Origin of the sequence: Microbacterium sp. C448 (genome assembly GCF_000582705.2) — a bacterium.
GTDB classification, from domain to species: domain Bacteria; phylum Actinomycetota; class Actinomycetes; order Actinomycetales; family Microbacteriaceae; genus Microbacterium; species Microbacterium lacus_A.
This window is the reverse complement of record NZ_HG779626.1, coordinates 70,317-83,659: the sequence shown is the minus strand read 5'-3', so window position 1 is coordinate 83,659 and position 13,343 is coordinate 70,317. Positions and strand designations below refer to the sequence as shown.

Genomic DNA, 13,343 nt, shown 5'->3' with positions numbered 1-13,343 from the left:
GTGTCGTTCCCACGACTCTCAGCGCCCTCTTGAGCGCGGAGCCCGCCGGTGCGCAGAGCGCCGCGCAGCCCGACGAGGAGGCCGCGACGCGTCTGGACACGCTGCTGGCGGGTGAGACGAGCATCGCCGAGTTTTCGTCGATCATCGACGACCCGTCGCTGCTGACCGCGCCCGAACGCTCCGACCTCTTGCAGCTGATCGGCGCCGGCTGGCGCGACGAGCCGAACGCGTGGCAGGCCGCGCTCACCGCACACGCCGAGGCGACAACGACCACGCTGACGTCGGTCGCGATTCAGGAGCCGAGCACGGTGCAACTGGTCAGCCCCGAAGCGGTGCTGCCGTTCTTCGTGCGAAACGATCTGCCGTTCGCCGCCAATGTCGTCCTCGTCTCGACTCCCGACAATCTGCGCCTCGATGTCGAACGGACGCTCACGGTTCGAGCCGAGCCCGGCGTCAACACGCGGGTCGAGGTTCCCGTCCGCGCGCGGGTGGGCAGCGGCGAGGTGACGATCGAACTGCGGCTCCTGAGCCCCACTTTCGAGCAGGTCGGGCCCGTCCAGCGCGCTCAGGTGACCGTGCGCGCCGAGTGGGAGCGCATCGGCATCATCGGACTGGGCGCCATCATCGTCCTGCTGCTGGGTGCGGGTTTCATCCGGACCATTCGCCGACGTCGCCGCACACGCGCCGCCGAGGGTGTGGACGGGCCGACGATCGACCAGGGCACGACCGAAGAGAACACGGCACGCGAGCCGGAGCCTGATCGACCCGTGGACCGCCGCGATGAGTAGTCTCGGGCGCGCCAGCGCGATCCTCGGGGCGGGCACCCTCGTCTCGCGTCTGACCGGGGTCGTGCGCTCGATCGTTCTCGTGGCCGCCCTCGGCTCAGTCGGCAGTGGTGCCGCCGACGCCTTCACCATCGCGAATCAGCTCCCGAACAACATCTATGCCATCATCTCCACCGGCATCCTCACCGGGGTGCTCGTTCCCCAGATCGTGCGCGCGGCCAAGCACGCGGATGGTGGGGGAGCTTTTGTCTCCAAGCTGCTGACGCTCGGCACCGTCGTCCTCGTGGTTGTGACGGGCCTCGCCACCCTGGCGGCCCCGTTGCTGATGCAGCTCTACGCGAGGTTCACCGACGAACAGTTGGCTCTCGCCATCGCCCTCGCGTACTGGTGCATCCCACAGCTCTTCTTCTACGGTCTCTACGCCCTGGTCGGCGAGACACTGAATGCCCGCCGCGTGTTCGGTCCGTACACGTGGGCGCCGATCGTCAACAACATCGTCTCGATCGCCGGTTTCGTCACGTTCATCGTGCTGTTCGGGCCTGAGCGCAACGACGTCCTGACATGGACGCCCGACATGATCACGCTCTTGGGAGGCACCGCGACTCTCGGAATCGCCGTACAGGCGGGCGTTCTGCTGCTGTTCTGGCGACGTTCGGGCCTGCGCTTCCGCCCAGACTTCGCCTGGCGCGGGATGGGCCTGCGAACGATGGGCACCCTCGCGTGGTGGACGTTCTGGATGGTCGTAGTGGGGCAGGTCGCGGGCCTCATCCAGACCCGCGTGGTCAGCGCGGCCTCCGACGTCGCTGCTTCCGCAGCGACCATGGCATTCGCGTGGTTCATCTTCATCCTCCCGTACTCGGTGATCGCCGTATCGATCGGGACCCCGTACTTCACACAGCTCAGCGAGCATGCCGCGGCCGGACGAGAAGACGACGTTCGTGCCGACCTCGGCACCAGCATCCGAACGATCAGCTTCTTCCTTGTGGGCGCCCTCGCCGCGGTCGTGGCGGCAGCAGTTCCCGTATCGCGCATATTCAGCAACAGTGCCTCGGATGCCGTGGCCACCGCTTTGGTGCTCGGTGCTTATCTCGTGGGTCTGGTTCCGCTGTCGATCCTGTACGTCGTGCAGCGGACCTTCTATGCGTATGGCGACACGTTCCGCCCGTTCGTCTTCACGCTCGTGCAGGCCGTTCTCGTCGTCGTGACCGCACTGCTCGCCGGCGCCATTCTGCCGCTGGAATATCTCGCCGCGGGAATCGCGCTGGGCCAGTCTCTCGCCGGCATCGTTCAGCTCGTGATCGCCGTCTTTCTGCTCCGCGGCCGGCTCGGCCGGCTCGGCCTTCGTGCACCCGCGCTGGCTCTGGGACGATTCTTTGTCGCCGGGGTGCCGGCGGCCGCCATCGGTTGGGTTCTTTTCCTGCTTCTCGGGGGCTTTGATGGGTGGACGACCTCGTCCATCTATCTTGGCGTCGGCGGCGCCGCGCTCGTCGGCGGGGTGACGCTGGCGGTGTACATCGCGATCCTGGCGGTCATGCGTGCGCCCGAGCTCGCGGTGGTTGCGCCTCTCCTCCGCCGGTTGCGTCGGCGTTGAGCTAACGAGTACGGCGATCACGCCGCGTTCCAGCACGTGGAATTCACCGAGGGCTGGAATGCTGCCGGTCTACCATGGGTTGAAGCCCAGAGACAAGCAAAAGGGAGAAACACAGTGCGTCACGTGATCATCATCGGATCGGGTCCTGCGGGCTTCACCGCGGCTACCTATGCGGCACGCGCAAACCTCTCACCCCTCGTTGTGGCGAGTTCGGTCGAGGTCGGCGGAGAGCTGATGAATACGACCGAAGTCGAGAACTTCCCGGGCTTTCCCGAGGCTATCCAGGGCCCCGAACTGATGGCCAAGATGCAGGAGCAGGCCGAAAAGTTCGGCGCCGAGATCCTGTACGACGATGTCGTCGAGCTCTCGGTCGACGGACCCGTCAAGCGTGTGAAGCTTGGCAGCGGCGCAGAGCACGAGGCCGCCGCCATCATCTACGCCACCGGTTCTGCGTATCGCAAGCTCGGGCTGCCGGGTGAAGAGCGACTCTCCGGGCACGGCGTCTCCTGGTGCGCCACGTGCGACGGCTTCTTCTTCCGCGACCGCGTCATCGCCGTCGTCGGTGGCGGGGACTCCGCCATGGAAGAGGCCACCTTCCTGACACGCTTCGCCTCCAAGGTGTACGTCATCCACCGGAAGGACACCCTGCGGGCGTCGAAGATCATGCAGGAGCGCGCCTTCGCGAACCCCAAGATCGAGTTCATCTGGAACGCCGAGGTCGCGGATATCCTCGGTGACGAGGCAGTTTCCGGCGTCGTGCTGCGCGACACAACGGATGGCACCACCCGCGAACTGCCCCTCGAGGGTTTGTTCGTCGCGATCGGCAACGACCCGCGCACACACCTCGTTCACGACAAGCTCGAGCTCACCTCCGAGGGAACGATCTGGGTCGATGGACGGTCGTCACGCACCTCCGTGCCCGGTGTTTTCGCGGCCGGTGACGTCATCGACCCGACCTACCGACAGGCAGCAACAGCCGCGGGCTCGGGAACTGTCGCCGCGCTCGACGCGGAGCACTACCTGGCTGCGCTCGACGATGCGGGAGCACCCGAAGAAGATGTCGCGCAGATCGATGGGCTGCCCGAGGCAGACCCCGTCAGCGTCGGCTGAGTCGAGCCGCGGAACATTCGAGGGCGTCTCGACGTTCCTGTACCTGAGACTTCCGAAAGAAGGAGAAGAGTATGACCGCCAAAGCCACGACCTCCAGCACGTGGGAGCAGGACGTTCTCAATGCCGAGGGCCCCGTACTAGTCGATTTCTGGGCCGAGTGGTGTGGTCCGTGTCGCATGGTCGCCCCGGTTCTGGATGAGATCCAGTCCGAGCACCCCGACAAGATCACCATCCTCAAGCTGAACGTCGACGAGAACCCCGATCTCGCCATGAAGTACCAGATCACGTCGATTCCGGCGATGAAGGTCTTCCAGGGTGGCGAGGTCAAGACAACGATCATCGGTGCCAAGCCGAAGTTCGCGCTCGAGAAGGATCTCGCCGCGTTCATCGGCTGATATCTGCTTCAGCAGCTACGAGAAAGGCCCCGGCTCTCAGAGTCGGGGCCTTTCTCGTAGCTATGACAGCAGTGCTGATTTCATCAGTCCGATCCGAAGCCGTCGACACCCATTTCACCCAGGATTCTGTTGAGATCCTGAATGGTCGAGAAATCGATTTTGACCTGGCCTTTACGTGCGGTCAATGAGATCTGGACGCGGGTATTGAGCCGGTCTCCCAGGCGACCGGCGACCTCGTCCAGATGGCCACGGCGGGCACCGGCCTGAGGCTTCGTGGCCCGCTGGGGAGCGTCCGGGCGCCCCTTGACGATGGCCTCCGCGGCGCGAACCGAGAGGTCTTCGTTCACGATCTTGTCAGCGAGGCGCTGGATGGCCTCGTCATCGGGAAGGCCCAGGAGCGCGCGAGCGTGTCCCGGGCTGAGAACGCCCGCGGCCACCCGCTGTTGCACCGGCACCGGCAGGCGAAGGAGCCGGATCGTGTTGCTGATCTGGGGACGCGAGCGGCCGATGCGGGTCGCGAGTTCTTCTTGCGTAATGCCGAAGTCCTCGAGGAGCTGCTGGTAGGCGGAAGCCTCTTCCAGGGCGTTCAGCTGTGAACGGTGCAGGTTCTCGAGCAGTGCGTCGCGCAGAAGGTTCTCGTCGGCGGTGTCTCGGACGATCGCAGGGATGCTCACCAGGCCCGCCTCGCGAGCCGCACGGGTTCGCCGCTCGCCCATGATGAGCTCGTACGTGCCATCCTCGGCGCGGGGCCGAACCACAACAGGCTGCAGCACGCCGAACTCGCGCACACTATGGACGAGTTCTGCCAGGTCATCTGCGTCGAAGTGCGTACGAGGCTGCCGCGGGTTGGGGACGATTTCTTGCGGGTTGATGTGCGCCAGGCGGGCGCCCGGCACTGCCACGAGTTCTGCGAACCGCTGCTCCTCGACGACCTCTTCTTCTGCGGGGAGCGCTTCGACAGCCTCCATGCGACGAGCTCCGGGGAAGAAGACGTCGACCGGGCGACTCTCAGCCTCACTGGTCGGGATGAGCGCACCGATTCCGCGGCCCAGTCCCGTTCTCTTCGTGGACATCAGAGCGTGCCTTCCTTATTGGTGTTCTCAGCGCCGGACGCCGCGGGAACATGCTTGCTGATCTCGATCGCGGCCTCACGGTAGGCGACGGCACCCGCCGACTGCCCGTCGTACGCGATGACGGTCTGTCCGAAGCTCGGGGCCTCCGAAACACGTACCGACCGGGGAATCACCGTCTGCAGCACCTCGCCGGGGAAGTGGGCGCGGACCTCATCGGCAACCTGCTGCGCGAGGCGGGTACGCCCGTCATACATGGTGAGCAGAATGGTGGACACCTGAAGACCCGGGTTGAGGTGTCGCTGGATCATGCCGACGCTTCCGAGAAGCTGTGTAAGCCCCTCCAACGCGTAGTACTCGCACTGGATCGGGATGAACACCTCGTCCGCTGCCGTGAATGCGTTGATGGTCAGCAGCCCCAGCGACGGGGGGCAGTCGATCAGCACGTAATGGATCGGAAGAGCACTCGTTGCGAGGTAGTCCTGAAGTGCGCCGCGAAGTCGGTGCTCGCGGGCAACCTGAGACACGAGTTCAATCTCGGCACCCGCAAGATGAAGCGTGCTGGGCGCGCACAAAAGATTGGGAGACTCGGGGCTGACCTGCACGATGTCTGCGAGGGGAAACTCATCGATGAGTACGTCGTAGACACTCGGCGTATCTGCGTCATGGGGGATACCCAGGGCGGTTGACGCGTTTCCCTGCGGATCAAGGTCGATCACCAGGACTCGTGCACCCAGGGAGGCGAGCGCGGCCGCGACATTGACCGTGCTGGTCGTCTTACCGACCCCGCCCTTCTGATTGGAAACGGTCAGGACGCGTGTCTTGTTCGGTAGTTCGATCGCGACTCCCTCCAAAGCTCTACGCCGTGCGCTGAGGTCTGCAATCTCTCGTGCCAGCGGGGTGTCATCTATCAGTTGCGCGGATGATCGGACATCCGAACGTCGGGCATGTTCCACGTGAAACGCTCCACTCGCGGCAGGGGGACGACCTCTACTCTAGGTGCGCACTTCAGCCGGAAATCACATCCGTGCATCATGAGACTTCCCTCATGAACGTCCTCCCTGGTCGCACGGCGTTTCACGTGAAACGCGGCGTGTCGATGTTTTTCGGTAGGTGCACCAAGCCGGCCTGCTGTTTCACGTGAAACGCAGGCACCATCCGATATGCGCGCCGCTGGTTGAGCGAGTGAAGCGCGAAGAAAGAGCCGCCACATCCTCGGCTTCACGTTTCTGACTCGCGCTGCACGATCACTCACCAGCGAGATTCGGATAACTCTGACGTCCGGGCACCAAAGGTCGGCGTTCTGTTTCACGTGAAACGCAGGGCCCATTCGACAGCATCGCCGCCCGTTGGGCAAGCGGAGCGAAGCGAGAAAAAACGACGCCGTGAGATACGGGCGGTTCGCGTTTCGACGTGCGCTGCGCGTTGACTCACCGACCTAGGCCAGGAATGGCTACGTCGTTTCACGTGAAACGCAGGCGCCTTTCGACAGCAGGGCCGTCCGTTGAGCGAGCGAAGCGAGACGAAACGCACCTGCATGAATCTTCAGGTTCGCGTTTCGACTCCGGTCACACCCTCGCTCAGTGAGCAAATCCGTCCGTTGAGCGAGCGAAGCGAGACGAAACGCACCTAGACAGATCCCCCGAGCAGTCGCGTCGACCCTCCTAGGTCCACGTTTCACGTGGAACATCGCACGAACCTACCGCGCGGCGGTGCCCACGGTCCCACGGAACAGCGTGGTTGGCTGATCCAGAACGCCGTCGCCCCACGACTCAACCCTCGCCTCGCTGATCCGAAAGCGTCGAATCTGCTTATCCGCTGCATCGATCTCAGCCTGAACCGATGCGCCCTTCATGAGAATGAGCTGCCCACCCGGCGCGACCAGGGGAGCGGTGAGAGGGATCAGGGTACGGAGGGCGGAAACGGCACGCGCAGTCACCGCGTCGAAGCCGGCCTTCGCCGGGTAGTCCTCCGCGCGTGCGCGCACGACCTCGACGTTATCGAGACCCAGCAGACCCACTTGCTCGTCAAGCCAGGCAACGCGACGCTCCATGGGCTCGATCAAAACCCAAGAGACGTCAGGGCGAGCGATTGCCAGAACGATGCCCGGAAGTCCCGCGCCTGAGCCGATATCCGCAACACGACTCTGTGCGTCGAACGCACCCGCGGCAATCGCGCTGTTCAGAATGTGTCGCGACCACAGCCGCGGAGGTTCCAGCGGACCGATCAACCCCCGCTGCTCACCGTGTTCTGCGAGCTGCTTCGCAAACACCCGCGCGAGATCTATGCGATCACCGAAGACATCCTCGGCGGCCTGCGGCTCCGCTTCTACGTCGATCACCGTTTCACGTGAAACGGCTCAGGACCGGCGAATGACAGTGTGCCGATCGGCACCCTCGCCATACGATTCCGACACAAACCCGCGATCGGCGACGATGTCGTGGATGAGCTTGCGCTCATAACTCGACATCGGGGGAAGCGAAGCCTGCCCGGCTCCATCTTCGAGGCGCTCAATGGCACGGTTCACCAGCTGCTCGAGTTCGCCTTGGCGTGTGTCGCGCGAACCTCCGACATCCAGGATCAGACGGGAAAAGCGACCCGTCTTGTTCTGCACGGCCAAGCGAGTCAGTTCCTGAAGGGAACGTACGGTCTCGGGGTCCGACAGAACGGAGAGCGTCGTGCTGCCCGCCGATGCCTCGACAGAAACGTAGGCGCGACCCGCACGAACATCGAGTTCGATGTCGCCATCGATGTCAGCGATGTCGAGCAGCTCTTCAATGTAGTCCGCTGCGACATCGCCCTCCTGCTCGAGGTGCGCGAGTGAGGCAATCTCGTCGGGAGCGGATTCCTGAGGGATCTGTGCGTCAGATGTAGTCGTCATGTCGTGAGCTCCTCGCGCCGTCAGCGGCGCTTCTTGGGGTTCTGCTTGGCGTTCTTCGTCGAAGATCCCGCCTGTCCTGCTGCCGGGGGCGGCGTCAGCGACGAGGGCTCGTCCGATGCATTCGCCTTCTCGGACGCCGATCCTGTGGATGCGCCACCCACGGTCGCGCCGGCCGGAGCCGAGGTTCCGTTGGCAGAGGACGATGCCGGGGGAGCGGATGCCGTGGCCGGGGTGCCCGGACGCGTCTGCTTCTTCGCGCGCTGCTTACCCACGGGCTGCTGTCGCTTGGGGGCGACGGCCTTCTTCTTCTCGGCCTCGGCCAGAAGACGTGCCTGCTCTTCGACGTACCGCTCCATCGAGACGATCTTGCCCTCGGAGTTGATGGCCTTACCCTTGCGCGCGAGACGCTCCTCGCGGGCCTTCGCGGCATCCGATCCCGGGGTCGGCATTTCGCGGATGACGATGAACTGCTGGACCATCGTCCACACGTTGCTGACGAACCAGTAGATGACGACACCCAGCGGAAAGAAGACACCCGAGAAGATGAAGGCCAGCGGGAGGATGTAGAGCATGATCTTCTGCATCTGATACGCCTGGCCGGTCTTGGCCTCGGGCGACAGGTTCTTCGAGATGATCTGCAGCTGCGTGAAGAACTGCGACGCGATCATGAGGATCACGAGAACAACCAGGATCCCGACGGTTGCTTCCCAACCATCCGGTCGTGTCTCCCACGCACCGGCGAGAGTGTCATGCAGGGAAGCGACGCCGAACAGCTTGGCGTCGAAGAACTGTTGCGTCAGCTCGGGAGTCAGCACGCCCACGCCACCCACGCCATCGCGAACGTGCTGTCCAATCGACGACAGCACGGAGTACAGCGAGAAGAAGATCGGCATCTGTACCAGGAGCGGTAGACAGCTCGAGACCGGGGTCGTGCCGTGCTTCTTATACAGCGCCATGGTCTCGCGACTCATGGCCTCACGGGAGAGCTGATCGCGCTTGCCCTTGTACTTCTCCTGAACTTTTCGCAGTTCAGGGGCAATTTCCATCATCTTTCTCTGGCTCTTGATCTGCCTCACGAAGAGGGGGATCAAGGCAGCACGCACGACGATCACCAGCCCGACGATCGACAGCACCCAGGTGATGCCATCCGCAGCGCCGAACCCCAGCGAGGTCCACACCCAATGCCATGCGACGAGGATCAGCTCGACCACCCATTTGAGTGGCCAGAGGACGATTCCGATGAGATCCGGCACGGATCAGTCCTTTCTTCGGGGCGACGGAACGACGAACCCGTGAAGGGTCAGCTCATCCCGGAAGTCAGTGCGCGGGCGGACATCGTCGATGCCACCCTGCGCCCACGGATGGCATCGTGCCAATCGGGTTGCAGCCATCACGGACCCACGAACGACGCCGTACTGCTGGATGGCACCGACCGCGTAGGCCGAGCACGTGGGGTAGTACTTGCAGACATCCCCGTAGATCGGAGAAATAGTTGCGCGATACGCGATCAGTGCAGCAATCGCGGCATTGCGGGGGACCAGGCAGGTGGCTCGCCAGCCGCGTGCCACATCAAAGTGGCCGTCACCGGTCATCGCCGTGGGGAGGGGGGCGCTCATGCCCGACCTCGTCGTAGACACCGCAGTACTTCGGCTCGCAACGTCGCGAAATCAGCATCCGCCGAGACGTTCAAAGCACGGATCACGACGTCCCGACCCGGATCGAGCTCAGCGAGAGCTTCGTGACAGACGGCCTTCAGCCGACGTCGCACCGTGTTACGTACGACCGCGTTGCCAACGGCCTTGGAAACGATGAATCCGAAGCGCACGTCGTCATCCGATCGCGCCATGATGTGCGTCACCGTGTGCGCCCCGGCGCAGCGAGTGCCCCGACGGACGACGGATCGATAGTCGACACCGAGGGTGAGGCGATTCGCTCGGGAGAGCACCAGGATGGGTCAGGCCGAGACTGTGGTGCGACCCTTGGTGCGACGCGCCGAAAGGATGGCGCGTCCCGCGCGGGTGCGCATCCGAGCGCGGAAGCCATGCTTCTTGGCGCGACGACGGTTGTTGGGCTGGAAAGTACGCTTGGTCATAAGAGTCACTCCGGGAGACGAGTCGCCGGGACGTGGCGACCGGAGACGATGCTAGGCGGAAGAAGGATGCCGCGAGGGCATAAGTCAACCTGGTAAGAATACGTCCTTCGAGAGTAGGTCACAAACCGAGCGTGAGCGCGAGGCATTATCCCCACCTCGAGAACTCCGGCGTGGCACCGACACGCCGCCAGGTCCTACAGTGGATTTTGCTCCGCCGCACCGCCTGGCTAGCGTGGGCGCGACAGTTATCCACAGGTCCGAAGATGGCGCTACCGCCCCCGGACAAGGTTGCTGACAGATAGCCGCGAATCCCCGGGGGACCCATGTCACAGCACGATGTTCCAGACATCTCGATCTGGGCGGCCGTGCTCGACTCGCTCACGGAGGACGACCGGATCACTCCACAGCTCTATGGATTCTTGAGCCTGGCCGTCCCTCAGGGGGTCATGGCCGGGACGCTGTATCTCGACGTTCCCAATGATCTGACGGCCGCACAGTTCAACAAGAGGATGCGTCCCTCCATCCTCGAGGCGCTCTCACGCATCGATCATGCATCCGGCGCCGTGACATTCCGGGTCGTCGTCAACCCCGATCTCGCCGAGGCCCACGTCGTTCCCCGCTCGAGCCCCGCCGTTCAGACGGCTCAGGACGCCCCGGCGCCGGCGCCGGTTCAGTCAGGTTTGCGTTCCTACGTCGACGCGCCGCCCGAGACTCCCGCTTCGGCCTCGCGCAACGACACCCGCCTGAACCCCAAGTACACGTTCGACAACTTCGTCATCGGGCAATCCAACCGTTTCGCCCACGCCGCGGCCGTCGCCGTCGCCGAAGCTCCGGCCAAGGCCTACAACCCGCTCTTCATCTATGGAGAATCGGGTCTCGGTAAGACGCACCTCCTCCACGCGATCGGCGACTACGCCCTCAATCTCTATACGGGCATTCGTGTTCGCTATGTCTCGAGCGAAGAGTTCACGAACGACTTCATCAACTCGATCGCCAACAACCGCGGATCCGCGTTCCAGGCGCGATACCGCGACGTCGACATCCTGCTGATCGACGACATCCAGTTCTTGCAGGGCCGAGCCGAGACCCAGGAAGCCTTCTTCCACACCTTCAACACGCTTCACGACCACGACAAACAGGTCGTCATCACGAGCGACCTACCGCCCAAGCACCTCACCGGGTTCGAAGACCGCATGCGCAGCCGCTTCGAGTGGGGCCTCATCACCGACGTTCAGGCGCCAGACCTCGAAACGCGTGAGGCCATCCTGCGGAAGAAGGCTCAAAGCGAGCGACTGCAGGTACCCGATGATGTCCTCGAGTACATCGCCACCAAGGTGTCGAGCAACATCCGAGAACTCGAGGGTGCGCTCATCCGGGTTTCGGCATTCGCCAACCTGAACCGCTCATCCCTCGATGTGCAGCTGGCTCAGACCGTTCTGCGCGACATCGTCGATCAGGATGATGCGAACGTCGTCTCGCCGACAGACATCATCACGGCGACCGCGCAGTACTTCAAGCTATCTGTCGACGACCTGTACGGCTCGAGCCGCTCGCAAGCCGTTGCCACCGCACGACAGATCGCAATGTATCTGTGCCGCGAGCGGACGAGCCTTTCCCTGCCCAAGATCGGTCAGCTTTTCGGCAACCGCGACCACACCACCGTCATGTACGCGTACAAGAAGATCAGTGACCTGATGAAGGAACGTCGCTCGCTGTACAACCAGGTCACCGAGATCACGACGATCATCGGCCGCGCGGGCCGCTGATCCACGGATGTGACCGACGGATGCCTTGTCGGTCACGCTTCGCGCTGCCGTATATGCCGCGATACGCGCTTGACACGCGACGATCCGAACCGCCAAGATGCCGATTTCACATTGTGGATAACCTGTGGATAAGCCTCACGGAATACGTCCAGACTGTGCACTCTTGGGGTTCTCCTGTGGAGAGTGCGCGAAACTCCACGAGGCACCGCTCCCGCGTAAACCCGGGCATTCGCAGCTCGTCCACAAGTCACACGCGTGTAGTTCCATACTCCCGACAGGCAAGTCAGGAGTTATCCACATGATCCACAGGCGTTAACACCATTAACTACTTCTTCTTCTGAGAGATCGATTCCCCTCACCTTTACGGCGCAGGCTGTGGGACGAGCGACGACTCACGACATCGATGGCCCGGCACTAGCATGGGTAAGCCCAGACCTGGGACGACAAAACATCCACAGGACAACCTTCCACAGGACAACCTTCCACAGGACAAAGGAGTGACCGTGAAGTTCCACGTGAATCGCGATGTCTTCAGCGACGCGGTCTCTTTCGTTGTGAAGCTGCTCCCGCAGCGGAACCCGCAACCGATCCTGGCGGGTGTTCTGATCGAGGCGGGTCCTGACGGACTCTCCCTCTCCGCATTCGACTACGAGGCCTCCGCCCGTACCGTCATCGAAGCGACTGTCGACAGCCCTGGCACGATCCTCGTTCATGGTCGCTTGTTGTCCGAGATCGCCAACCGCCTTCCGAATGCGCCGATCCAGGTCGTCGTCGACGATGACGGCGGAATCGTTCTGAGCTGTGGTTCCGCACGGTTCACGCTCCCCGGGATGCCCGTCCAGGAGTACCCCGCAATTCCCGAGGTCACGGCCGAGCCGGGTCTCGTGCCCGCCGAGGATTTTGCGACCGCCATCGCTCAGGTCGCGTTCGCCGCCTCGCGCGATGACGTGACTCCTGTGCTGACGGGTGTGCAACTCGAGGTTTCGGGAACGACCCTGAGCCTCGTCGCGACCGACCGCTACCGCGTGGCACTACGTGAGATCCCGTGGGATGGTGCCGCTGCGCGGGATGGCGAGGCATCCGCACTCGTCCCCGCCCGCACCCTGCAGGAAGTGGGCAAGACATTTGCGCACGGGGGGGACATCCGCATCGCCTTCTCGGGTTCGGGCGACCGCGAGATCATCGCGTTCTCGTCGGGTGACCGCACCGTCACCTCGCTCTTGATCAAGGGCAACTTCCCGCCCGTCCGTCGGCTTTTCCCGGACCAGAATGCTCACCACGCCGTGGTCAACACGGGCGAACTCATGGAAGCCGTCCGGCGCATGCAGATCGTGCTCGATCGTTCCGCTCCTCTCCGCTTCACGTTCTCGTCTGAGGGCGTGACGATGGATGCCTCCGGAGGAGACCAGGCCCGTGCATCCGAATCCGTCGACGCACACCTCGACGGTGAAGACGTCGTTCTCGGCCTGAATCCGCAGTATCTGCTCGAGGCGCTGACCGCCGTCCGCAGCGAATTCGTCCGCATCACGTTCACGTCGTCCGACAACGCCAACAAGCTGAGCCCGGTGCTCATCACGAGCCAGACGTCGGTCGATAAAGCGGGCGCCGACACCTTCAAGTACCTTCTGCAACCGAATCTGCTGCTGCGCTGAC

General features: G+C 63.4%; 13 protein-coding genes and 1 pseudogene. 6 read left to right on the top strand and 8 right to left on the bottom strand.

Features of this window, described 5'->3' with window-relative positions:
* From MIC448_RS04820 to trxA, 4 genes are all read left to right on the top strand, one after another.
* The coding region (locus tag MIC448_RS04820) for a DUF6049 family protein (RefSeq protein ID WP_036296740.1) at window positions 1–788 on the top strand (788 nt) is incomplete at its 5' end.
* The gene (gene murJ / locus MIC448_RS04815; protein ID WP_036296738.1) at window positions 781–2,376 is read left to right on the top strand and encodes a murein biosynthesis integral membrane protein MurJ; all 1,596 of its coding nucleotides are present in this window, start codon (window positions 781–783) and stop codon (window positions 2,374–2,376) included. The genes MIC448_RS04820 and murJ, both read left to right, overlap by 8 nt.
* 114 nt (window positions 2,377–2,490) lie before the next feature.
* The gene (gene trxB, locus MIC448_RS04810; RefSeq protein WP_036296735.1) at window positions 2,491–3,486 is read left to right on the top strand and encodes a thioredoxin-disulfide reductase; all 996 of its coding nucleotides are present in this window, start codon (window positions 2,491–2,493) and stop codon (window positions 3,484–3,486) included.
* Between the two features lie 71 nt (window positions 3,487–3,557).
* Window positions 3,558–3,881, top strand: coding sequence for a thioredoxin (trxA, locus tag MIC448_RS04805; protein ID WP_036296732.1), 324 nt, complete (start codon window positions 3,558–3,560; stop codon window positions 3,879–3,881).
* Between the two features lie 83 nt (window positions 3,882–3,964).
* On the opposite strand, the gene MIC448_RS04800 is transcribed toward trxA, so the two are convergent.
* The 8 genes and pseudogenes from MIC448_RS04800 to rpmH all read right to left on the bottom strand — a co-directional run bounded on the left by MIC448_RS04800 (window position 3,965) and on the right by rpmH (window position 9,924).
* The gene (locus MIC448_RS04800) at window positions 3,965–4,954 is read right to left on the bottom strand and encodes a ParB/RepB/Spo0J family partition protein (protein ID WP_036296729.1); all 990 of its coding nucleotides are present in this window, start codon (window positions 4,952–4,954) and stop codon (window positions 3,965–3,967) included.
* Window positions 4,954–5,907, bottom strand: a complete 954-nt coding sequence (locus MIC448_RS04795; RefSeq protein ID WP_036296726.1) for a ParA family protein — start codon at window positions 5,905–5,907, stop codon at window positions 4,954–4,956. The genes MIC448_RS04800 and MIC448_RS04795 overlap by 1 nt, the downstream gene beginning before the upstream one ends.
* A 743-nt stretch (window positions 5,908–6,650) precedes the next feature.
* Window positions 6,651–7,292 carry a 16S rRNA (guanine(527)-N(7))-methyltransferase RsmG gene (gene rsmG / locus MIC448_RS04790; RefSeq protein ID WP_036296723.1) on the bottom strand — a complete coding sequence of 214 codons (642 nt, stop codon included), beginning with the start codon at window positions 7,290–7,292 and terminating at the stop codon, window positions 6,651–6,653.
* 18 nt (window positions 7,293–7,310) lie between these two features.
* Window positions 7,311–7,832: a R3H domain-containing nucleic acid-binding protein gene (locus MIC448_RS04785; RefSeq protein WP_036296720.1), complete on the bottom strand. Its 522-nt coding sequence runs from the start codon at window positions 7,830–7,832 to the stop codon at window positions 7,311–7,313.
* Window positions 7,833–8,077: 245 nt separating this feature from the next.
* Window positions 8,078–9,085 (bottom strand): annotated as a pseudogene (gene yidC, locus MIC448_RS04780) (membrane protein insertase YidC); the annotation flags it as partial.
* A gap of 3 nt (window positions 9,086–9,088) precedes the next feature.
* Entirely contained in the window at window positions 9,089–9,448 is a 360-nt protein-coding gene (yidD, locus tag MIC448_RS04775) for a membrane protein insertion efficiency factor YidD (protein WP_036296717.1), read from the bottom strand.
* Window positions 9,445–9,777 carry a ribonuclease P protein component gene (rnpA, locus tag MIC448_RS04770; RefSeq protein ID WP_036296713.1) on the bottom strand — a complete coding sequence of 111 codons (333 nt, stop codon included), beginning with the start codon at window positions 9,775–9,777 and terminating at the stop codon, window positions 9,445–9,447. The genes yidD and rnpA overlap by 4 nt, the downstream gene beginning before the upstream one ends.
* A 9-nt stretch (window positions 9,778–9,786) precedes the next feature.
* Window positions 9,787–9,924: a 50S ribosomal protein L34 gene (gene rpmH / locus MIC448_RS04765; RefSeq protein ID WP_081766188.1), complete on the bottom strand. Its 138-nt coding sequence runs from the start codon at window positions 9,922–9,924 to the stop codon at window positions 9,787–9,789.
* A 323-nt stretch (window positions 9,925–10,247) separates the two neighbouring features.
* Between rpmH and dnaA the strand changes: the two genes are divergently transcribed.
* Window positions 10,248–11,690, top strand: coding sequence for a chromosomal replication initiator protein DnaA (gene dnaA, locus MIC448_RS04760; RefSeq protein ID WP_036296710.1), 1,443 nt, complete (start codon window positions 10,248–10,250; stop codon window positions 11,688–11,690).
* A gap of 503 nt (window positions 11,691–12,193) precedes the next feature.
* Complete coding sequence (gene dnaN, locus MIC448_RS04755; RefSeq protein ID WP_036296795.1) at window positions 12,194–13,342, top strand: DNA polymerase III subunit beta; 1,149 nt, start codon at window positions 12,194–12,196, stop codon at window positions 13,340–13,342.
* Window position 13,343 lies beyond the last annotated feature (1 nt).